This window comes from Dongia deserti, assembly GCF_003574735.1.
GTDB classification, from domain to species: Bacteria; Pseudomonadota; Alphaproteobacteria; order Dongiales; family Dongiaceae; genus Dongia_A; species Dongia_A deserti.
This window is the reverse complement of record NZ_QORW01000005.1, coordinates 129,679-148,594: the sequence shown is the minus strand read 5'-3', so window position 1 is coordinate 148,594 and position 18,916 is coordinate 129,679. Positions and strand designations below refer to the sequence as shown.

The 18,916-nt window shown below is 63.4% G+C and carries 19 protein-coding genes; 7 read left to right on the top strand and 12 right to left on the bottom strand.

Annotation, left to right across the window (positions count from 1 at the left end; translation table 11 throughout):
• Window positions 1–73: 73 nt before the first annotated feature.
• The 3 genes from DTX69_RS09485 (at window position 74) to DTX69_RS09475 (ending at window position 5,301) form a co-directional block, all read left to right on the top strand.
• A complete protein-coding gene (locus DTX69_RS09485; protein ID WP_119301290.1) occupies window positions 74–796 on the top strand; it encodes a Crp/Fnr family transcriptional regulator in 723 nt (240 codons plus the stop codon).
• 138 nt (window positions 797–934) lie between these two features.
• The gene (locus DTX69_RS09480) at window positions 935–2,119 is read left to right on the top strand and encodes an efflux RND transporter periplasmic adaptor subunit (protein ID WP_119301289.1); all 1,185 of its coding nucleotides are present in this window, start codon (window positions 935–937) and stop codon (window positions 2,117–2,119) included.
• Entirely contained in the window at window positions 2,116–5,301 is a 3,186-nt protein-coding gene (locus DTX69_RS09475; RefSeq protein WP_119301288.1) for an efflux RND transporter permease subunit, read from the top strand. Before DTX69_RS09480 ends, DTX69_RS09475 begins: the two co-directional genes overlap by 4 nt.
• Here DTX69_RS09475 and DTX69_RS09470 read toward each other — a convergent pair whose 3' ends face one another.
• From DTX69_RS09470 to DTX69_RS09455, 4 genes are read right to left on the bottom strand one after another with little or no spacing between them, the layout of a single operon-like run.
• Window positions 5,302–6,045: a class I SAM-dependent methyltransferase gene (locus DTX69_RS09470; RefSeq protein WP_119301287.1), complete on the bottom strand. Its 744-nt coding sequence runs from the start codon at window positions 6,043–6,045 to the stop codon at window positions 5,302–5,304.
• A 9-nt stretch (window positions 6,046–6,054) separates the two neighbouring features.
• A complete protein-coding gene (locus tag DTX69_RS09465) occupies window positions 6,055–6,657 on the bottom strand; it encodes a CDP-alcohol phosphatidyltransferase family protein (RefSeq protein WP_119301286.1) in 603 nt (200 codons plus the stop codon).
• Between the two features lie 24 nt (window positions 6,658–6,681).
• Window positions 6,682–7,539 carry a CDP-alcohol phosphatidyltransferase family protein gene (locus tag DTX69_RS09460; protein WP_284735659.1) on the bottom strand — a complete coding sequence of 286 codons (858 nt, stop codon included), beginning with the start codon at window positions 7,537–7,539 and terminating at the stop codon, window positions 6,682–6,684.
• A 53-nt stretch (window positions 7,540–7,592) separates the two neighbouring features.
• Window positions 7,593–8,279: a phosphatidylserine decarboxylase gene (locus DTX69_RS09455; protein ID WP_162917038.1), complete on the bottom strand. Its 687-nt coding sequence runs from the start codon at window positions 8,277–8,279 to the stop codon at window positions 7,593–7,595.
• A 219-nt stretch (window positions 8,280–8,498) separates the two neighbouring features.
• Here DTX69_RS09455 and DTX69_RS09450 point away from each other — a divergent pair, with 219 nt between their 5' ends.
• The gene (locus DTX69_RS09450) at window positions 8,499–8,957 is read left to right on the top strand and encodes a hypothetical protein (RefSeq protein WP_119301283.1); all 459 of its coding nucleotides are present in this window, start codon (window positions 8,499–8,501) and stop codon (window positions 8,955–8,957) included.
• Between the two features lie 6 nt (window positions 8,958–8,963).
• Here the strand turns inward: DTX69_RS09450 and DTX69_RS09445 are convergent, their stop codons facing one another.
• The 4 genes from DTX69_RS09445 to DTX69_RS09430 are packed head-to-tail and all read right to left on the bottom strand — an operon-like array spanning window position 8,964 to window position 12,740.
• Window positions 8,964–9,479 carry a GDYXXLXY domain-containing protein gene (locus DTX69_RS09445; RefSeq protein WP_119301282.1) on the bottom strand — a complete coding sequence of 172 codons (516 nt, stop codon included), beginning with the start codon at window positions 9,477–9,479 and terminating at the stop codon, window positions 8,964–8,966.
• A complete protein-coding gene (locus DTX69_RS09440) occupies window positions 9,476–10,504 on the bottom strand; it encodes a DUF4401 domain-containing protein (protein WP_119301281.1) in 1,029 nt (342 codons plus the stop codon). The genes DTX69_RS09445 and DTX69_RS09440 overlap by 4 nt, the downstream gene beginning before the upstream one ends.
• Window positions 10,501–11,517, bottom strand: a complete 1,017-nt coding sequence (locus DTX69_RS09435) for a DUF2157 domain-containing protein (RefSeq protein WP_119301280.1) — start codon at window positions 11,515–11,517, stop codon at window positions 10,501–10,503. The genes DTX69_RS09440 and DTX69_RS09435 overlap by 4 nt, the downstream gene beginning before the upstream one ends.
• A 29-nt stretch (window positions 11,518–11,546) precedes the next feature.
• The gene (locus DTX69_RS09430) at window positions 11,547–12,740 is read right to left on the bottom strand and encodes a LysM peptidoglycan-binding domain-containing protein (RefSeq protein WP_162917037.1); all 1,194 of its coding nucleotides are present in this window, start codon (window positions 12,738–12,740) and stop codon (window positions 11,547–11,549) included.
• 307 nt (window positions 12,741–13,047) lie between these two features.
• Here DTX69_RS09430 and DTX69_RS09425 point away from each other — a divergent pair, with 307 nt between their 5' ends.
• From DTX69_RS09425 to DTX69_RS09415, 3 genes are all read left to right on the top strand, one after another.
• Window positions 13,048–13,635, top strand: coding sequence for an LOG family protein (locus DTX69_RS09425; RefSeq protein ID WP_119301278.1), 588 nt, complete (start codon window positions 13,048–13,050; stop codon window positions 13,633–13,635).
• A gap of 133 nt (window positions 13,636–13,768) precedes the next feature.
• Complete coding sequence (locus tag DTX69_RS09420; RefSeq protein ID WP_119301471.1) at window positions 13,769–14,983, top strand: NADP-dependent isocitrate dehydrogenase; 1,215 nt, start codon at window positions 13,769–13,771, stop codon at window positions 14,981–14,983.
• Window positions 14,984–15,109: 126 nt separating this feature from the next.
• Window positions 15,110–15,565 (top strand): peptidylprolyl isomerase, encoded by a 456-nt coding sequence (locus DTX69_RS09415; protein WP_284735682.1) that lies wholly within the window; start codon window positions 15,110–15,112, stop codon window positions 15,563–15,565.
• 12 nt (window positions 15,566–15,577) lie between these two features.
• Here DTX69_RS09415 and DTX69_RS09410 read toward each other — a convergent pair whose 3' ends face one another.
• The 4 genes from DTX69_RS09410 to DTX69_RS09395 form a co-directional block, all read right to left on the bottom strand.
• Window positions 15,578–16,078 (bottom strand): PAS domain-containing protein, encoded by a 501-nt coding sequence (locus DTX69_RS09410; RefSeq protein ID WP_119301276.1) that lies wholly within the window; start codon window positions 16,076–16,078, stop codon window positions 15,578–15,580.
• A 46-nt stretch (window positions 16,079–16,124) separates the two neighbouring features.
• The gene (locus DTX69_RS09405) at window positions 16,125–16,631 is read right to left on the bottom strand and encodes a PAS domain-containing protein (protein WP_119301275.1); all 507 of its coding nucleotides are present in this window, start codon (window positions 16,629–16,631) and stop codon (window positions 16,125–16,127) included.
• 76 nt (window positions 16,632–16,707) lie between these two features.
• Complete coding sequence (locus tag DTX69_RS09400) at window positions 16,708–17,676, bottom strand: PrsW family intramembrane metalloprotease (protein WP_119301274.1); 969 nt, start codon at window positions 17,674–17,676, stop codon at window positions 16,708–16,710.
• A gap of 72 nt (window positions 17,677–17,748) precedes the next feature.
• Complete coding sequence (locus DTX69_RS09395) at window positions 17,749–18,909, bottom strand: pyridoxal phosphate-dependent aminotransferase (protein ID WP_119301273.1); 1,161 nt, start codon at window positions 18,907–18,909, stop codon at window positions 17,749–17,751.
• Window positions 18,910–18,916 lie beyond the last annotated feature (7 nt).

The following is an 18,916-nucleotide window of genomic DNA, read 5'->3' as shown; positions in this document are numbered from 1 at the left end:
GTGACCGTTTTGCGCGCATTTATCGCGCTACCGCCATTGGAAAATCGCACCGTCTTTCGTTATTGTGGCGCGCATGTCGACGACCCTCGCCCTTCAATCGGCCCGGTCCCTGCGCGGGATCAAGCTCTTCGAGTGCATTTCGGACCCGGAACTGAAGGCCGTGGAAGGCCAGTGCCGGTTCCGCAGCTATGCCAAGGCCGAGACCCTGCTGGACAAGGGCAGCCTGACGCGCGAGGTGTTTTTCGTGCTCAAGGGCGCCGCTGCGGCTGTCACGTTTTCCCCCGCTGGACGGGAAGTAACACTCGGAATCATCCGCGCCGGCGACATGTTCGGAGAGCTGGCCGCGATCGACCAGGAGCCGCGCTCCGCCACGGTCACGGCGATGGAAGCAACCGACGTCGCCATCATGCCGGCCGAGCTCTTCCGCGATCTGCTGATGAAGCATGCGCCGATGGCGTTCGGCGTCCTGCAACGGCTCTCGAACATCGTGCGCACGACGGGCATCCGCATCATGGAACTGGCGACGCTCCAGGCCGCGCAGCGGGTCTATGCCGAGTTGTTGCGCATGGCGAAGCCGGATGCGGCGGTGCCGGGCTTATGGGTGGTCCGGCCGCTGCCGCCGATGCATGAGATTGCCAGCCTGACCGGCACGACTCGGGAAACCGTCAACAGGGCGGTCAGCCAGCTCTACCCGTCCGGCCTGTTGAAGCGGAAAGGCCGAAATCTATTTATCATGGAGCGCGATAAGCTGATGGAGATCGTGCAGAGCCTGCAAGTCCATCACGGCCGCAAATAACAAGCATAAAACCGCTCACGGCCCTTCACCCATGTTTGAGCGCTGAACTGAACCAACGACCGCCGACTGAGCGCCGAAAGCTGCTCGTTGCTGGCGCCAATTGGTGGGATTTGGATTGACGAAGCGACATCCTTCATCATGCGACGTTCATATTTGATTGCCGGAACAATTGCGCTGCTGGCCGCCGGGTGGCTGGGGTCCGGCATGCTGTTCAAGTCGGACACCGGCAGATCGGCTCCGGCGGTGAGCGCAGAAGCGGCTCAGCTCCAGGAACCCAAGCCGGATAACGATATCGATGTGGCCGCCGGCGCGGCACCGGTTGACGTGCCATCGGGGCCGCCGTTGACCAGGCCGGGCGAGCTGGTCAGCGTGCAGGTCGCGACCTCCAAGGCCGAGCCCCAGCCGCGCACCATCGTGCTGCGCGGGCGGACCGAGGCCGACCGCGTGGTGGAAGTACGCGCAGAGACCACGGGCCGCGTTGTCGAGATTCCGGTCGACGAAGGCGCTCTGGTTCATAAGGGTGATTTGATCGCGGTGCTCGATGGAGCGGACCGTGCCGCACGCCTGGCTGAAGCCAAGGCGCTGCTGCAACAGCGCCAAGCCGAATCCGAAGCCTCCAGGCGCTTGGCCGAGAAAGGCTTCGCGCCCAAGCTCAACCTCGCCGAGCTCGCCGCCAATCTGGCGCTGGCGCAGGCGCAGGTCAAAAGCATGGAGGTCGAGATTTCGCACCTCTCGATCAAGGCGCCGATCGAGGGCGTGCTAGATGACCGCAATGCCGAAGTCGGGCATTACCTGCAGATTGCCGATCCGGTCGCCACCATCATCGATCTCGACCCCATCGTGATCGTCGGCTACGCGACCGAGCGCGACGTCAGTCAGCTCGAAATCGGCGGTCCCGCTCGTGCGCGGCTGCTGGATGGACGCGAAGTCGTTGGCGCCTTGCGTTTCATCGCCGCGCGAGCGGAAACCCAGACCCGTACCTTCCGGATCGAGGTCGAGGTGCCGAATGCGGATTACGAGATCCGTGATGGACTGTCGGCCGAGCTCGTGGTGCCGGTGGAGGATGTCCCGGCGCACCGCATCTCGCCGGCCGTCCTCACGCTGGGGCCGAGCGGCGAAGTGGGCGTGAAGCTGGTCGATGAAGCCGACACCGTGCGTTTCGCGCCCGTCCAGATCTTGCGCGAGGACTCGCGCGGCTTGTGGATCACTGGCCTCGCTCCGACCGCGCGCATGATCGTGGTCGGCCAGGATTTCGTCATTGACGATCAACTGGTGCGCCCGGTCGAGACAAAATCCGGAGCGGCGGAAACCACGACGCAATGAGCCGCCTGGTCGAAGGGATCATCGCCAACAGCCGCGTCGTGCTGGCGGGGCTCGTCCTGCTGCTGCTTGCGGGTTGGGTCACCTACAAGAACCTGCCGAAGGAGCTCTGGCCAGATATCCAGCTGCCCTTCATCTACATCAGCATGACGCTGGAGGGCGTCTCGCCGGACGATGCCGAGCGCCTGCTGGCGCGGCCGATGGAGCAGCAAATTCGCTCGATCGAAGGGCTGAAGGAGTTCCGCTCCCTCACCTACCAGGGTGGCGCCAGCGTCGTGCTGGAGTTCCAGGCCGGCTACGACATCGACAAGGCCTTGGATGACGTGCGCGAGCAGGTCGATTTGGCGAAGCCCGACCTGCCCGAAGACACCGACGAGCCCTTCATCCAGGAAGTCGCCTTCAGCCGGTTCCCGGTCCTGGTCGTCACGCTCTCGGGAGACGTGCCGGAACGGTCGCTGCGTCAGCTGGCCGAGCGCCTCCAGGACAAGATCGAGAGCGTCCCCTCCGTCCTCGAAGCCACCATGAGTGGCGAGCGTGAGGAGTTGGTCGAGCTGGTCATCGATCCTCTGCGGATCGAAGCATATGGCCTCGCGCTGGACGAGATCGGCACCATCGTTGCCCGGTCCAACCGCTTGGTTGCCGCCGGAATGATGGATACCGGCCAGGGTCGGTTCGCAATCAAGGTGCCGGGTCTGTTCGAATCGGCCGACGACATCCTCTCGATGCCCGTGAAAGTCAGCGGCGATGCCGTGGTCCAGGTCAAGGACATCGCCAGCCTGCGTCGCACCTTCAAGGATCCCGAATCCGTCGCGCGCATCGATGGCCTGCCGGCCATCGGCATCGAGGTCTCCAAGCGCGCCGGCGAGAACATCATCGAAACCATCAATCAGGTCCGTACGCTGGTGTCGGCGGAAAGCCAGTCATGGCCGCCGCAGGTCAAGGTCACCTTTTCGCAGGATAGCTCCCAGCAAATCCGCGACATGTTGGGCGAGCTGGAAAATAGCCTGATCACGGCTGTCCTGCTGGTGCTGATCGTGGTCGTGGCCTCGCTCGGTCTGCGCGGCGGCCTGATCGTCGGCATCGCCGTGCCGGGATCGTTCCTCATCGGCCTGCTGATGCTGGCGGGCTTCGGCATCACGATCAACATCGTGGTTCTGTTCAGCCTCATCATGGCGACCGGCATGCTGGTCGATGGCGCCATCATCCTGGTGGAGTTCGCCGACCGCTGCATGCTGAACGGAATGGATCGCCGCGCCGCCTATGCCGAGGCGACCAAGCGCATGGCCTGGCCGATCTTTTCCTCGATCGCCACCATCATCGCCGCGTTCGGGCCGATGGCCTTCTGGCCGGGCACGACCGGCGAGTTCATGAAGTACCTGCCGATCACCTTGTCGGCGACTTTGTTTGCTTCGCTCCTGATGGCGATGGTCTTCATTCCCTGCATCGGCGCCCTGATCGGCAAGCCGAACGCGGAAGAGCGACACGCGTTTGAGGCGGAGCGCCTGTCCGGCGAGGAGCAGCTTGCCCGCGCGCGGGGACCGGACTGGCTTTACCTGATCGCCCTGCGTGGTGCCTTGCGGCGTCCGGTCCTGGTCATTCTAGGTGGCATTGGAATCTTGGTCGCCACGGTCATGGCCTTCGGATCTTATGGCGCCGGCGTCGAGTTCTTCCCGGACGTCGAGCCGGAGCGCGCCCAGGTCCAGATCCATGCCCGCGGCAACATGTCGGTCAAGGAGCGGGACGATCTGGTGAAGGCCGTCGAGCGCGAGATCCTGGCCCTCAACAGCGAGCATCACGAGCTGCGCAGCGTCTATAGCGTGACAAGGGCCGATGTCGGCGGGCGGTCCGGTGGCCAGGAGTTGGCAGAAGACGTGATCGGCACAATCGCACTGGAATTCGGCGATTGGGACAAAAGGCGCAGCGTCGATATGATCCTGTCGGAGATCCGTGAGCGCACTGCGCCGATCCCCGGCATTCGGATCGAGCTGACGGAGGAGGAAGGCGGTCCGGGCGGCGGCAAGCCCGTTTCCATCCAGCTCACCTCCACCGACTTCGTGGCGCTCGAAGCGGCCACCGAAATCGTCCGCAAGAAGCTCGAATCGATGCCAGGCTTGATCGACGTGCAGGATTCGCGGCCGGTTCCCGGCATCGAGTGGGAGCTGGCTGTCGACCGCACCGAAGCGGCAAAGTATGGCCTCGATGTCACCGCGGTGGGCGATGTCATCCAGCTGGTCACGCGCGGACTGAAGTTCGGGGACTACCGGCCGGACGACGCCGACGATGAGATCGACATCGTGGCACGCTTCCCGTCGGAGGTGCGCAACATCAGCGAGATCGACCAGCTGCGCATCCCGACCGCCAACGGGTCCGTGCCGCTGAGCAATTTCGTCGACCGGACCGCCAAGCCGAAGCTGGCGCTGGTGCGCCGGGTCGATGGTGTGCGGGTCATCGACGTCGAATCCGATGTGAAGCCGGGCGTCCAGGCCTACGCAGAGCTGGAAGCGATCAAGGCGTGGCTGGCGACCGATCCAGGGCTCGATCCATCCGTCAATGTCGCGTTCACGGGCGAGGATGAAGATCGCCAGGAGTCCGCCAACTTCCTGACACTGGCGGCAATCGCCACCATGTTCTTGATCACGCTCATCCTGCTGCTGCAGTTCAACAGCTTCTTCTCGGTGTTTCTGGTGCTGAGCGCGGTCATCATGTCCTCGATCGGCGTGATGTTCGGCCTTCTGGTCCTGCAGCAGCCGTTTGGAATCGTGATGACCGGTATCGGCGTCATCGCGCTCGCCGGCATCATCGTCAACAACAACATCGTCCTCATCGACACCTACGATCATCTCAAGAAGACCGCGAAATCGCGGCGCGAGGCGCTGCTGGTCACCGGCGTTCAGCGCTTGCGGCCCGTCATCCTGACCAAGCTGACCACGGTCCTCGGCCTGCTTCCGCTCGTCTTTCACATGACGGTCGATTTCATCGGGCGCGACATCACCTTCTATGCGCCATCTACGCAATGGTGGGCCCCGCTCGCGACCGCCATCACGTTCGGCGTGCTGTTCGCTTCGCCTTTGACGCTGATATTCACACCTTGCGCGTTGGAGCTACAGGGCCGCTTCTATGACTGGCTCGCGCGCCGGCGCGATCGTACGCGACAGATCGGCGCTGAGCCGGCGCAGGCGGAATAGCTACTTGGTACCGCTGACGATCGCGTGGCTTGCCAAGGCCCAGTAGAGGTCGACACCGCGGAAGCCGGCCTCCTCAAGCCACGCCAGATGTTCTTTGATCGTGGATGGCTGATCGATCGCGTCGTCGTCCGGATAGCGGAAATAGTTCCACCTGAGCTCGCGCAGCTTGTCCAGCATGCTGAGGTCGCCGAGTTCCTCGAGAGATCGCATGGCGACTGCGCGCTCATAGGCTTCGGCCGCGAGAGCGAAGCCGGCCTCGGATGCCGGACGCATGATATCGGCCAGCACGAACGCTCCGCCGGGCTTCAGCAGGCAATGAAGATCCCGGAACAGCTTACGCTTGCCGTTGCCGTCCAGGTGATGCACCGCCAGGGAGCTCACGATGACACGCGGCTGCTCTCGCATCCAGCGCCAATCATCGCTGCCGAGGTCGAACGTCTGCGTCGTCAGGCGGTCGCGGAAGGGCGCGCATTGCCGTGTTGTCTCCGCGAGCATCGCCGCTGATCCATCGAGTGCCACATAGCGAGCCGTCGGGAACTTCCCCAGCAGGAACACTGCCAGATCGCCCGCGCCGCAGCAGAGCTCCACGATCAGCGGCGTGCTTTCGCGTTCCACTGCCGCGCCCACGAGGTCGCCGATCACATCGAACTGGCGCTCGCGCTCCGGATTGAAAAACCGTCCATAGGCGATGAAGCTGGCGGAGGTCTCTTCACTCCAACTCTGTGTCGATTGTTTTGTCTGCATTCTTTGCCTCTATCGCAATCTCTGCACCGCGGCCCCGATGCGGCCGATCGTGGTCAGCCAGCAGAGGGTCCCATAGATATAGGCGGCAACCGGAAACCAGCCGGGAAACAGCAGGATAATCACGAAGAAAAGGATTGTCTCCGTTCCCTCCGTGATACCGCCGAGATAGTAGAAGCTCTTGTTGGTCGCCGCTTCCCCATCCAGCTTCCGCTTGGCGGCAAAAATCGCGAAGGCCAGAAAGCTCGACCCCGTCCCCATGAAGGAGAAGATCAGGAACGCCGCTGCCAGTGCACGGTCCGGCTGCGCCAATGCGAAGGCGAAAGCCGTCCCGGAATAGATGATGAAGTCGAGAACGATATCGAGGTAGCCGCCAAGATCGGTCGCGCCCACGCGGCGCGCCAGCGCGCCGTCAATGCCATCCGCCAGCCGGTTGGCCAGCAACAGCAGCAGCGCCAGTTCATAGGATTGCAGCGCGATAGCCCCGATCGTTGCCAGACCGCACGCAAACCCGACGACTGTGATCTGATTGGCGGTCAGGCCGCGCTGGTGGGCGGCGAGCGCCAGCTCGTCCAGCACGGGGTCGATCAGCCGCCGCGCGGCGCGATCCAGCATCGGAAACGATCCGCCGTCAGATGGTCAATGCAGGTCCAGATCGTGCTCGGCACGCTGCTCGATGGTCGGCGCGTGCGGCCGCTGCACCGCCAGCCTCTGATACTGGCGATAGCTGAACGGAATCGAGGCGAGATAGAGCGCACCCATCGCCAGAGCCGTGTTCCAGGTTTCGCTCACCAGCAGCGCCACGAACACCGCCACGACGACCATGGCTGGCAGCACCCATCGCTGCGTGATGGCGAGCCGCTTGAACGAGAAGGTCGGAATACGGCTGACCAGCAGACCGGAGACAATTACCATCCAACTGCCGACCAGCCACGGTGAATCGGCGATCCCGCCGCCATATTCGTTGTAGGCGATCACGGGCATCAGAACCAAACCTGCGCCGGCGGGTGCCGGCACCCCGGTGAAGAAACGCATGGTCCAGGCCGGCACGTCCGCATTGTCGAGTTTGGTATTGAAACGCGCCAGACGCAGCGCCATGCAGGCGCTGAAAAGCAAGGTCAAGCCCCAGCCGATGCGGCCCGCCTGGTCCATGGTCCAGACGTAGAGGATGACCGACGGCGCGACGCCGAAGGCGATGAAGTCGGAGAGCGAATCCAGCTCCGCGCCGAACTTGCTGGTGCTGTCCAGCAGGCGCGCGATCCGTCCGTCCAGCGCGTCAAAGACAGCGGCAACGATGATGGCGATGCAGGCCAGTTCCCATTTCCGCGCGGCCGCGTTGGCGACCGCGGATGGATCGGTATAGGCCGTGACATCCATCAGCGCCTGGGCATCGAGCGCGAACTTGATCGAGGTGAGCCCCGCGCACAAGGCGAACAGGGTCAGCATGTTGGGGATCAGACGGTTGATCGAATGATCCCGCAATCTGGTGCGCCGCATGGCTCTCATCCTCCAGGATTGAACCGGCCGCAGCCGGCTCATTGTGCCGCAGATTACCGTTGCTCGCCAAGCCTCGCGGACTCGTCGGACTTGGCATCCGCCAGCACCGTTTCGCCCGCGACCGCGCGCTGCCCGACGCAGACCAGGGGCGAGACGCCGTCCGGCAGGTAGACGTCGACCCGGCTGCCGAACCGGATCAAACCGATGCGCTCACCTGCCCGCAGCGTGCGCCCGGCCGCGAGGTCGCATTTGATGCGCCGCGCCACCAGCCCGGCGATCTGCACCATGCAGAGGTCGAGGCCGTCCGGCCCACGCAGATGGATCGACTGCCGCTCGTTGTGTTCACTCGCCTTGTCGAGCGCTGCGTTGACGAACTTGCCCGGCCGATAAGCGAGCGCGACCACGTCGCCGTCGATCGGCGAGCGGTTCACGTGCACGTCGAACACGTTCATGAAGACACTAATGCGGGTCAGCGGCCTTTGGTCCAGGCCCAGCTCCGCCGGTGGGATCGCGGGCTGGATCATCTGCACTATGCCATCCGCCGGCGAGATGATGAGGCCTGGCCGATTGGGCGTGACGCGCGCCGGATCGCGGAAGAAGAATGCGCACCAACAGGTGAGAATGACCCCGATCCACCCCAGCGGCTCCCAGATCCAGAACAGGAGCAAGGTCGCCACGGCAAACAGGGCGACAAAGCGCCATCCATCGCGATTGATCGGAGGAACCGTGAATGTGGACAAGAAGGGCACCTCGTTCAGTCAACCGGCATTCCTCAAGCTGTTCGCCACGGTCTGCCGCTAGTTCATTGATTTGACACATATCTGGCTGTTGACGCCGCGCAAGTCAATGACTGGTCGCTGGACCGGCCGGATGGCTTGGCAGCGCACTTTTCAGGTTTCGTTAATTCCCCCCTACTACCATCGCATCCGGTCCCAAACCATTCAGCTGGCGCTGATTTCATGAACATACCAACCGTCTTCAGTCACCCGCCTGCCCCTGCCGAAATAAACGAGCTCGACGTCCTTGACGATGGTTCCGTCGCGTTGAAGCGGGAGCGCGCCAACGTTGCCTTCGGTTTCAGGGCCTGCGGCCTTCCTTTTTCGGCGGAGACGCGCCTAGCCGAGACCGGGCCGGTGCTGCAGATCGCGGCGGAGATCGGCGGCGACCCCTATTCCGCCGAAGGTGTGGACCTGCGCGAAGCGGTACACGCCATCATCCGCTCCAGCCACACCTCGCCCTCTTGCCGCCTGATGGTGTCGAAGCAGAAGCGCATCTATTGTGTCGGTAAGGGGCATTTGAGCGAGAGCTGGACTCCCACAGCGCTGCTGACCGTCGCGGCGGAACTGGTTTTGGAGGCGCGGCCCTATCTCATGGTCCTGCGCGACGTCATGCCCCGCTGGGCAAAGCCAGCCGCCTGAGTTCCTCTATCTCGGCCCCGGCCTGATCCGCTCGCGATTCTCGTCTGCGAGGTCGGTCAGAACCGTCCCGCCATCCGCAGCAACGCGCAGCACGGCGTATTTGGCAGCCTGATAGACCTCTGCCTGGCCTTCCTGGAAAAAGAAGGATTGCGCGCCGTAATCCAGCCGCGGCCTGCCCCAGTCCTCGTGCCGGCGGTACTGCACACGGAGCTCGTTGTCCTTCAGCGGTGATCCGTCATCCAGGCGCGCATAGCGACCGATCCTGTTTTCGTCCAATGACAGGATCACCGTGCCGCGGTAGGGCAAGCTCTCGATCGCCGTGCTGTCGGGCATGACCGCGTCGGCCAGCGCCAGAGCCATGTAGTCGCCTTGCAGCAAGGATCTCGGATCGACCGGCCGAAGCTCCAGCATCAGAAGCTCGCCGTCGGCAATGACCGCCCTCTTCTGTGCAATATCCCAGTTGGTCAGCCCAAGGATCAGCACCAGCCCGGCAAGTGCGATCGCCAACCGTGCGGGCCTCATGACGGCCTCCGCTCGCGCATTGCGCCGATCAGCAGCCCATAGCAGGCCAGCAGAATTGCCCCGGCCGACATCAGGATGACGGACTTGGTGAGCAACGTCTCCTGCAGGTCCCAATAGAACAGCCAGATGAAATAGATCTCCGCCAACGCACCGATGATCGCCAGCGAGCGCGAACCGATTGTGTAGGCCAGCGCCAGCAGGACCAAGGCGGCCGAGGCCCCGGTCGGCAGCAGGAAGGCGACAATCGCTGCGGCCAGCGCCGCGACGGCAGCGAGAAGCTGCGCTTGGGAGTCCCCCACGCGCCGCCAGTTGATGAAGACAAGGAACGCAAACACGAAAAGGAGCAGCCCCTTTGCCGGCCAGCCGAACCAGAGCTTCCAGCCCGTGTCGAAGTTGAAGACCAGGATCTCGATAAGCTGCGGCACGACGAGCAGGGCCAATGCCGTCGGTCGCACATCGCGCATTGGCGGGTACAACAACAGCGCCACGCCGAACGGAACGAAGACCGCCGGCAGATCCGCGGTCATCTGGCCCCAATGGTCCCAGATGGCCACAAACAGCAGGATCAGCGTCACCGAGACGACCAGGAACTGCAGCAGCAGCGACCGTTGCTGCCACACGGCAGCCGCCGCGAAGGGCACAGTGGCGATGACGGCTGCCCACACGCTCTCGGCTGGGACGCCGACCCCGGCCGCAACCATCAGCGTACCGGCAGTTGCGAGGGCCACGGCAGCATGCGCGGTGAACGCGCCCTCAGGCCGGTGATGCAGGAGCCGCACACTGACGGCAAATACAATTGCACCGGCAATCGCGACGACGAGGTTCGGTTCATCGACATCGAACGCCATATCCATGACCACCCAGGCGAAGGCTAGCGCCACAACCGCCGTGACCCAGGCACCGATGCCCAGCACTGCTTGCATGTACCAGGGCGCGTCGTCGTACGGACCGCGCGCGTTCAATGCTTCGCGCGCCGGCGCCACGTCGATTCCAGTCCGTGCACAGAACGCCGTAAGCGTTGTCATGCCGGCGCTCCTTGCAGGGTTCCGCGCAGCCTCCGCATCGCCAGGGCGGCGGAACCCGTTCCGGCAATGGCCCAAACAATCATGGCGCCGAGGCTCGCCAAGGCCGGCGCTGCATCGTCGAAGTCGAATCCGATTGCCTCGTCGATCAGGCGAAATCCGATGCAGATGAAGAATGCATCGGCGACCGCGATGACGATCACGAGCGCAGCGAAATCACGCCACAGGTGCCAGTAGAGTGCGGCGGCGGCAATGATCATCAACAGGAATGCCGCCAGGCAAAGCGCCGGAGAGCCGAACCTGCCCGCATCCACCGCATGGGCCGCAGCCGGAATGAAGAGGATCACCGTCGCTGCGAACAGCAGCACCAGCCGCGTCCAGTGCGCAGACAGCCACGACAGTCCATATTGGACGGCGAACTCGCGCCCGGCGAGCGCCAGGGCAATGGTCGCTCCAACCAGCACCCACATTTCCCCCGAGGTCACATCGCTGACGACCACCAGCACCTGGCTGGCATAGAGCGCCAGCGCGACCTCCGCGACCACCAGCCAAAGCATCCAGTGGACCGCGCTGCGCGACACGAAAACCCAAGGCAGGATGAGAACGGCCCACGCGACGAACAGCTCAAAGACGTCCGCGCCGGTCTGATAGACTTGACCGATCACCGCCAGGAGAACGCCGGTCAATACCGACGCCGCGACCAGAAGCACTCGTCCGAACGCGCGATCGAGACCGATCAGCAGCGCGCCACCGGCAGCGATCACCAGCGCCGTTTCGATGACAGCAAACTTGGCGAGATCGGAAAGGTCATCCCAGTTGTAGGCGAAGAAACATACCACGCCGGCCAGAAACTGACCCGCACCCAAGGTCAACAACGCATGGCGACCCCATCTTGCCCAGAACGCCTCGTCGCGCACGACGCTGACCGCGGCGGCATATCCGCGTGCCGAGACGAGTCCGGCGGAGCGCAAGATCTGCAACTCACGCAGGCCCAACTCCGGATCGGCAGGACTCACTTGCTAGGTCTTTCGTGGATGGAATGGATTCAGTTGCCGGTGGGTACCGCGAACACCTGGCCTGGATAGATCAGGTCCGGATCCGCGATTTGATCCTTATTCGCTTCGTAGATCACGGTGTAACGGATCCCCTCTCCGTAGCTTTCACGCGCGATCCTCCAGAGAGAATTTCCTGGTTGCACGACGATTCTGCCATTGGCCATCGCCCCGCCATTGGCGTCCGGAGCGCCCGCGGCTGAGGCGGTCTGTTGCGCACTGGAGCCGGCTTGGGCCGCCAAAGGCACAGCGGCCTGTTCGAACGGCGTCTGCGCACGCGCCACCACCTTTCCGGTCTGGTCGACCTGATCCACGCGGATGACATGCAACCCGGGCGCGATCGGCGTGTTGGGCGTGAACGACCAGAAGCCATTCTCGTTCGCTGTCGTCTCGCCAATCGACTGGTTGTCCAGATAGACGAACAGCCGCACGCCGCCCGGCGCCTTGCCCGACAGGATAGCGCGGCCCTCAGAATCGTAATCAATTGCCGAAATCTCTGGAACCTTGGGCGCTCCGGCCGAAGCCTCCACCGGCTGGTCCGGCACGTTCATGACCCGCGTGGGCCCGATTCCTGACTTGGGCACCTCGATTGCCAGCGCTCCCGCGGGTTGGTCGCTCGCGCGCCCGGCGATGTCCTTGGCCACCTGCGGCACCAGCACGACGACGGATGTCTCCGACTCCCGCTTGGCGCTTGCGTCATTCTCGGAATCGTCCGGCACGCTCTCAAGCGTAAAGCTGTGTTCGCCGGGGTCGAGGGCACTGTTCGGCAGGAAGACCCATTCGCCGCGGTTGTCCGCCTGTACCGAGCCGATGACCTTGCCCTTGTCCATGATCGTGACCTCGGCATCCGGCTGGGCGCGACCGGCGATCACCGCATCGCCGCTGGGGTTGACACGCACGACGTCGAAGCTGGGCGGAATCGGCGTGGCCTCTGCCGCTTGGCCGCTCGAGGGCTGGGCGGGCGCTTGTCCGCCCGTTGTGTTCGCAGATTGGCTCGGCTGGCCTTCGGTCGCACCATCCTGGCTGCCGCTCATGCCCGACTCGGTCGCGGGAGCGGCGGACTGAGCGGCCGGCGGTGCAGTGTCGCCGCCCTCATCCTGGTCCTGCTGATAAATCGCGAAAAACAGCCCGAGCGCGACCACCAGAACCGCAGCACCGATTGTTCCGGTCAGAGCGACGCGCGTCACCCGATCCTCCTTGTGACCAACCTGTTGCACAACAGTATCAGACCACTCGGTGTGGCAGAAGAACGAAGTCGCGGAACAGAAATAGGATTTCCCTGGCGAAAAAGTAAAAACTCGCAATCCAAATGCCGCTCAAATGCTGCAAGCCGGTTCTCTTGCGCCCCTGTGGCGGGAATGCCACGGGTTTCGCTGGGCTGTGGCCCCTCAGAGCCATCCTCCAAACTTGCCCCGAGGCCCGTTTCCCTGCCATAAGTGTTGTGACCAGAGAGATGGAAATGAAAGGCCAAGGGGATGGCCCCTTGGGTTGGAAATGAGTCAGGTAATAAAGTCAGTCTGCGTCTATTGCGGCGCCTCCACGGGTGCCTCCCCCACATTCCTCAAAATCGCCACCGACGTCGGCCGCGCTCTAGGGGAGAACGGCATTCGCCTCATTTATGGCGGAGGCGGAATCGGCCTGATGGGTGCCGTTGCCGACGCCACGCTCGCGGCCGGTGGACAGGTGGTCGGCGTCATTCCGGAGCACCTGCAGCAGGCCGAGCTCGGCCATCGCGGCCTCACCGAGCTCAAGATCGTCGACAGCATGCACACCAGAAAGCGCATGATGTTCGACCTTTCCCAGGCCTTCATCGTGCTGCCCGGCGGCATGGGCACGCTCGACGAGACCTTCGAGATCATCACCTGGCGGCAGCTCGGCATGCATGACAAGCCGATCATCTTGGTCAATCACGACGATTACTGGGATCCGTTCCTGGACCTGGTTGACCACGTAATCGACAACGGCTTCGCCCGTTCCGCGACGCGGCAGCTGTTCTCCGTGGTCGGCAGCGTCGGCCGGCTGCTCGACATGCTCGAGGGCGAGCCGCAGACCCGCGAACCGAGCTATCCGGAGCGGATTTAGTTGGCCTAGCCCGTGTTTTCCGCACGCTGGAAATTCCAGCGTGCGATGCTATTCTGCGCCCGATTTTGCGATGCAACATCGGTTGCCGCGCCGGGTCGCGCGCGAGGCAGCCACCTTCGGAGGAAGCAACGGAATGGCGAAGATCAAGGTCAAGAACCCGATCGTGGAGTTGGACGGCGATGAGATGACGCGCATCATCTGGCGCTTCATCAAGGACAAGCTGATCCTGCCCTATCTCGAGGTTGACCTAAAATACTATGACCTTGGCATCGAGAGCCGCGACAAGACCAGCGACCAGATCACGGTCGACGCCGCCAATGCCATCAAGCAGCATCGCGTCGGCGTGAAGTGCGCCACCATCACGCCCGACGAAGCGCGCGTGAAGGAATTCAAGCTGAAGCAGATGTGGAAGTCGCCCAACGGGACGATCCGCAACATCCTCGATGGCACGGTCTTCCGCCAGCCGATCATCTGCAAGAATGTGCCGCGCCTGGTGCCGGGCTGGACCCAGCCCATCGTCATCGGCCGTCACGCCTTCGGCGACCAATATCGCGCCACCGATTTCATCGTGCCGGGCAAGGGCAAGCTGACCATGAAGTTCGAGCCCGCCGACGGCGGCGCACCGATCGAGAAGGAGGTCTTCAGTTTCACAGGCAGCGGTGTTGCCCTTGGCATGTACAACCTCGACGAATCCATCCGCGGCTTCGCCCGCGCCTGCTTGAACTATGGCCTTGACCTCGGCTGGCCGGTCTATCTGTCGACCAAGAACACGATTCTCAAGACCTACGACGGTCGTTTCAAGGACATCTTCCAGGAAGTGTTCGACGAGGAGTTCGCCGACCACTTCAAGGCCAAGAACATCACCTACGATCACCGCCTGATCGACGACATGGTGGCGAGCGCGCTGAAATGGTCCGGCGCGTTCGTGTGGGCGTGCAAGAACTACGACGGCGACGTGCAGTCCGACACGGTCGCGCAGGGCTTCGGCTCTCTCGGCCTCATGACTTCGGTGCTCATGTCGCCGTCCGGCGATGTGGTGGAGGCGGAGGCGGCGCACGGTACTGTCACGCGCCACTACCGCGAGCACCAGAAGGGCAAGCAGACGTCCACCAACCCGATCGCGTCGATCTATGCCTGGACGCGTGGCCTCTGGTATCGCGGCAAGTTCGACAGCACGCCCGAGGTGCAGAAATTCGCCGAGGCGCTGGAGAAGGTTTGCGTCGACACGGTCGAAGCCGGCTTCATGACGAAGGATTTGGCGTTACTGATTTCGCCCGACCAGAAGTGGATGACGACCAACGAGTTCCTCGACAAGCTCGATGAGAACCTGAAGAAGGCTATGGGCTAGGCCGGGCTCCGGGAGATTTTCATGACCAACATAACTCGCCGCGCCTTCAGCGCGTTCGTCACCTGCGCGTTCTTCACTGCCGGCGGCGCGAATGCTTTCGCGCAGGATCTCGAGAACACCCTCTACATGGATCTCAGCTACGGCCGCGTGGTGATCCAGCTTCTGCCGGACGTCGCGCCGCGGACCGTCGCCCGCATAAAGGAGCTGGCACGCCAAGGCTTCTATGATGGCACGCCGTTCCACCGCGTGCTCCCGAACTTTATGGCTCAGGGCGGCGACCCTACGGGCACCGGCACCGGTGGATCGGGAAAGCGGCTCAAGGCCGAATTCTCCGCGGTGAAGCACGTGCGCGGCACGGTCTCGATGGCGCGCTCATCGGACGTGAACAGCGCGGACAGCCAGTTCTTCATCTGCTTCGCGCCCGCGCCGCACCTGGACGGCCAGTACACCGCCTTCGGCCAGGTGGTCGAGGGCATGGAATTCGTCGACCGCATCAAGAAGGGCGACCCCGGCAACAATGGCGTGGTCAGCGCTCCCCAGGATCGCATTGTGAAGATGCAGGTTGCGGTGGACGCACAATAGTCGGCCGCCGGGCTATGGCAGCGCGCGAGGTCGCGCGCTGCCATAGACGCGCGGGAATTCGTAGTCTTCGATCCCGAAGAGCTGCATCACCGTCTCACCGTCACGGCTGAACGGAAAGAGGCCGAACTCGCACTTGCCGATATTGCCGTTCTTCTGCGTCCAGGTATAGAAGCCGTAGAGCGGTTCCTTGATCTTCACGACATCCGTGCAGGCCTCGACCAGCTGCTGCTCCTCGTCCCAGCCGATGGTTCCCAGATAAAGGCCGGTGAAATCCAGCTTGTTGAACTCGACCACGCGCGTGCCGACCAGGCGATACCGGAATCGAAGCGGCTTCTGCTCGACCTCAATGATGACGATGTTGGGCAGCAGCTCCTGCAACTCCGTTGGATCCAGATCCGCACGTAGTGGCACGATGCGCTGCGGCACGCGGCGCGCTTGCCAATAGTCCCGGAAGCGACGAATGCGAGGAGAATTGAGTTGAGAGATATTGAGCCGGTGTATCTGATGGACCATAATGTCGACGACGTCACCGCCGCCCGCTGTGAAGTGAAATTTGCGCCTACCGTGTCGTCTGCCCCCCGCTCGGCAGCGCGTCTGGCTGCGGGAAATCGTAGTCTTCCATCGCGAGGATCTGCGACACTAGCTCGCCGTCCTCGCTCAACGGAAGGCGCGCAAATTCGCATCGTCCCATGCGCCCGGTTGTCAGTTCCCATGCGAAGGCCCCGAACACCGGTCGGCGTCCCTCTACCACGGCGGCATAACTGTCGATCAGATCCTGCTCTTCCGGCCAGCCGATCTCGCCCAAGTAGCGACCGGTGAACTCCAGACCATTATATTCCACCACCCGCGTGCCGACGAGTCGATAACGAAAACGCAAGGGATCGCGCTCGACATCAACGATCATGATGTTGGGCAGCACGCCCCTGATCTGATCCGGCGCAATATCGCCGCGCTTTGGCGGCGTTCCGTCCCGGCGCTCGCATTGATGCTGCCAATAGGCGTACAGCCGATGAATGCGCGGCGACGTGATCCCTGCTATGTCCAACGCGACAGTCGGTTGCGGCATCCCCGACTCGCAGCTTCAGGTGGACGGCAAGCCAGAATTGCTTGCCGGCGCGATCTTTGCAATCGAACCTGCACCGCTAGCGCTCCGCGATGCGCGGCACGCCGATCGCTTTCTCCGGCGGCTGCAGACGCATGACCCACCCGAAGGCGTGCGGAAAAATCGACGGTGCCAGCAAGAAGGCGCCGCGATACTCGTCCGATTGCACGAGCCACAACCCAACGAGTCCAACCGCTGCGCCCGCCAGCACGAACAAGGTCCCGATCGAGCGCCACGGCCGAATCGCCCAGTGCGCCGGCAGATGAACGTCCGCGTCCTCGCTGTCCTGCGCGAAGATCTCAACCATCTCGCGCCGGCAGATCAGGAAGGCTGCCGCCCCTGAGGCTATGAGCACTGCCATCAGGAACCAGAACATTTCCCGCCAGACCTGGTTCGGATTCGCGAATGGCACGTAGGTCAGCTCGTCCCACATCATGAGCGGAAAATCATAGAAGCCGTGGCCGAGGATCGGCACGATGAGCGCCAGCGCCCAGTTCAGGCCCGGCGCCCGGCCTCGATAGGCACGCGCCGCGAACAAGCCCATGACGGCCCCGAACACCATGTGCGCCGGGATCGAGAGCACGCCCCGCATGGTGCCGAGGCCGAGCCAGTCGGGGCTGCGCAGCAGATAGAGCGTGTTCTCGAGCGCTGCAAACCCCAGGCCGAGCAGCATGGCGGCGCAGAACAGATCGCCGCCGGAATCGCAATCCTTATGTTCCCGCACGATGAAATAGAGCAGCAGAAACTTGGCGAGCTCTTCCGGTCCGGCAGCCCCGATGAAGGCGGAACTCAGCGCCGCTTCGACACCGGGCGCAGCGAAGCTCGTCGCCCAGCCGATCATGGGGCCGCCCGCCAGCACCAGCATGCCCGAGATCACGCCCAAAGACAGCGTGCGCACAATCAGCCGCCAACCCATCCGCTTGCGATAGTGGCTGACCAGAAAGGCCGTTAGCACCGCCGCAGGCAAGATCGCGAACGCGATGATGACCAGCTTACCAAGAACAGTCATTGATCTGCGCCCCCGTTACCCCGCAAAGAGAATACAGAGGACGCCAAAGATTAAAAGATTAAGAAGCAGTCGCTACCGCCGCCACGCCCTGAGTCGCTTCACCGCTTCCGCCATGTCCTCGGTCGAGCCCGCGAAGGAGAAGCGCATGGTGGCGCGGCCGCGCTGGCCGTCGAAATCAACGCCTGGCGTGGCGGCGACGCCGGTCTCGCTCAGCATGCGACGACAGAACTCGACGCTGTCGTTGGTGAGTCGCGCCACGTCAGCGTAGATGTAGAAGGCGCCGTCGGTCGCCACCAGCTTGTCGAAGCCGGCAGCGGGCAGATCGTTCAACAGCAGTTCGCGATTGGTGGCGTACCGGCGGACGTTCGCCTGGCATTCGTCATGCGCGTCGAAGGCAGCGATGCCGGCATGCTGGGACAAGGTCGGCGGCGAGATGAAGAGGTTCTGTGCCAACCGCTCGATCGGCTGCAGCAGGTCCTCGGGCACCACCAGCCAGCCCAGCCGCCATCCGGTCATCGAGAAATACTTGGAGAACGAATTGACCACGATCGCCTGGTCGTCGATCGACGCAGCGGTCACCGCATCCACGCCATAGGTGATGCCGTGATAGATCTCGTCCGAGATGAAGCGGATGCTGCGCTGCCGGCAATAGCTCGCCAGCGCCCGCATCTCCGCGTCCGGCACGATGGCGCCAACCGGATTCGACGGGCTTGCGACGATGAGGCCGTCCAGATGCTTGCCCGTCTCGCGCTGCACCTGTTCCAACGCGGCAACCGTCGGCTGATACTTGGTGTCGGCCTCCATCGGCGCGATCACCGGCTCGATGCCGAGCGCGGTCAGGATGTTGCGGTAGCAAGGATAGCCAGGACTCGCCAGGGCCACGCGGTCGCCCGGCTCGAACGCCGTCAGGAAAGCCAGCAGGAACCCGCCGGACGAGCCGGTGGTGACGACAATGCGCTCCGCCGGCACATCGGCGCCATAGAACTCCTTGTAGTGCCGCGAGATGCGCGCCCGCAGCTCGGGGATTCCGAGCGCCAGTGTATAGCCGATCAGCTCCTTCTCGAGCGCAGCCTTCGCCGCTTCCAGCACCTTGCGCGGCGCCGGCGTCGATGGTTGGCCGACCTCCAGGTGTACGACGTCGGCCCCGCTCGCAGCACGCTCCGCCGCCGCGCGCATCACTTCCATGACGATGAACGGATCGATGCGACCGCGTCGCGCGACCTTGAGCACCATGGCGGCC

Bases quoted from the DNA above. Each gene is read 5' to 3' on its own strand.
- DTX69_RS09415 (WP_284735682.1), top strand. From the start codon at position 15,110: ATGGATCTCAGCTACGGCCGCGTGGTGATCCAGCTTCTGCCGGACGTC.
- DTX69_RS09475 (WP_119301288.1), top strand. From the start codon at position 2,116: ATGAGCCGCCTGGTCGAAGGGATCATCGCCAACAGCCGCGTCGTGCTG.
- DTX69_RS09440 (WP_119301281.1), bottom strand. From the start codon at position 10,504: ATGACAACGCTTACGGCGTTCTGTGCACGGACTGGAATCGACGTGGCG.
- DTX69_RS09470 (WP_119301287.1), bottom strand. From the start codon at position 6,045: ATGCAGACAAAACAATCGACACAGAGTTGGAGTGAAGAGACCTCCGCC.
- DTX69_RS09410 (WP_119301276.1), bottom strand. From the start codon at position 16,078: ATGGTCCATCAGATACACCGGCTCAATATCTCTCAACTCAATTCTCCT.
- DTX69_RS09465 (WP_119301286.1), bottom strand. From the start codon at position 6,657: ATGCTGGATCGCGCCGCGCGGCGGCTGATCGACCCCGTGCTGGACGAG.
- DTX69_RS09480 (WP_119301289.1), top strand. From the start codon at position 935: ATGCGACGTTCATATTTGATTGCCGGAACAATTGCGCTGCTGGCCGCC.
- DTX69_RS09425 (WP_119301278.1), top strand. From the start codon at position 13,048: ATGAGTCAGGTAATAAAGTCAGTCTGCGTCTATTGCGGCGCCTCCACG.
- DTX69_RS09450 (WP_119301283.1), top strand. From the start codon at position 8,499: ATGAACATACCAACCGTCTTCAGTCACCCGCCTGCCCCTGCCGAAATA.
- DTX69_RS09395 (WP_119301273.1), bottom strand. From the start codon at position 18,909: ATGGTGCTCAAGGTCGCGCGACGCGGTCGCATCGATCCGTTCATCGTC.
- DTX69_RS09460 (WP_284735659.1), bottom strand. From the start codon at position 7,539: ATGCGGCGCACCAGATTGCGGGATCATTCGATCAACCGTCTGATCCCC.
- DTX69_RS09485 (WP_119301290.1), top strand. From the start codon at position 74: ATGTCGACGACCCTCGCCCTTCAATCGGCCCGGTCCCTGCGCGGGATC.
- DTX69_RS09420 (WP_119301471.1), top strand. From the start codon at position 13,769: ATGGCGAAGATCAAGGTCAAGAACCCGATCGTGGAGTTGGACGGCGAT.
- DTX69_RS09405 (WP_119301275.1), bottom strand. From the start codon at position 16,631: ATGCCGCAACCGACTGTCGCGTTGGACATAGCAGGGATCACGTCGCCG.
- DTX69_RS09400 (WP_119301274.1), bottom strand. From the start codon at position 17,676: ATGACTGTTCTTGGTAAGCTGGTCATCATCGCGTTCGCGATCTTGCCT.
- DTX69_RS09445 (WP_119301282.1), bottom strand. From the start codon at position 9,479: ATGAGGCCCGCACGGTTGGCGATCGCACTTGCCGGGCTGGTGCTGATC.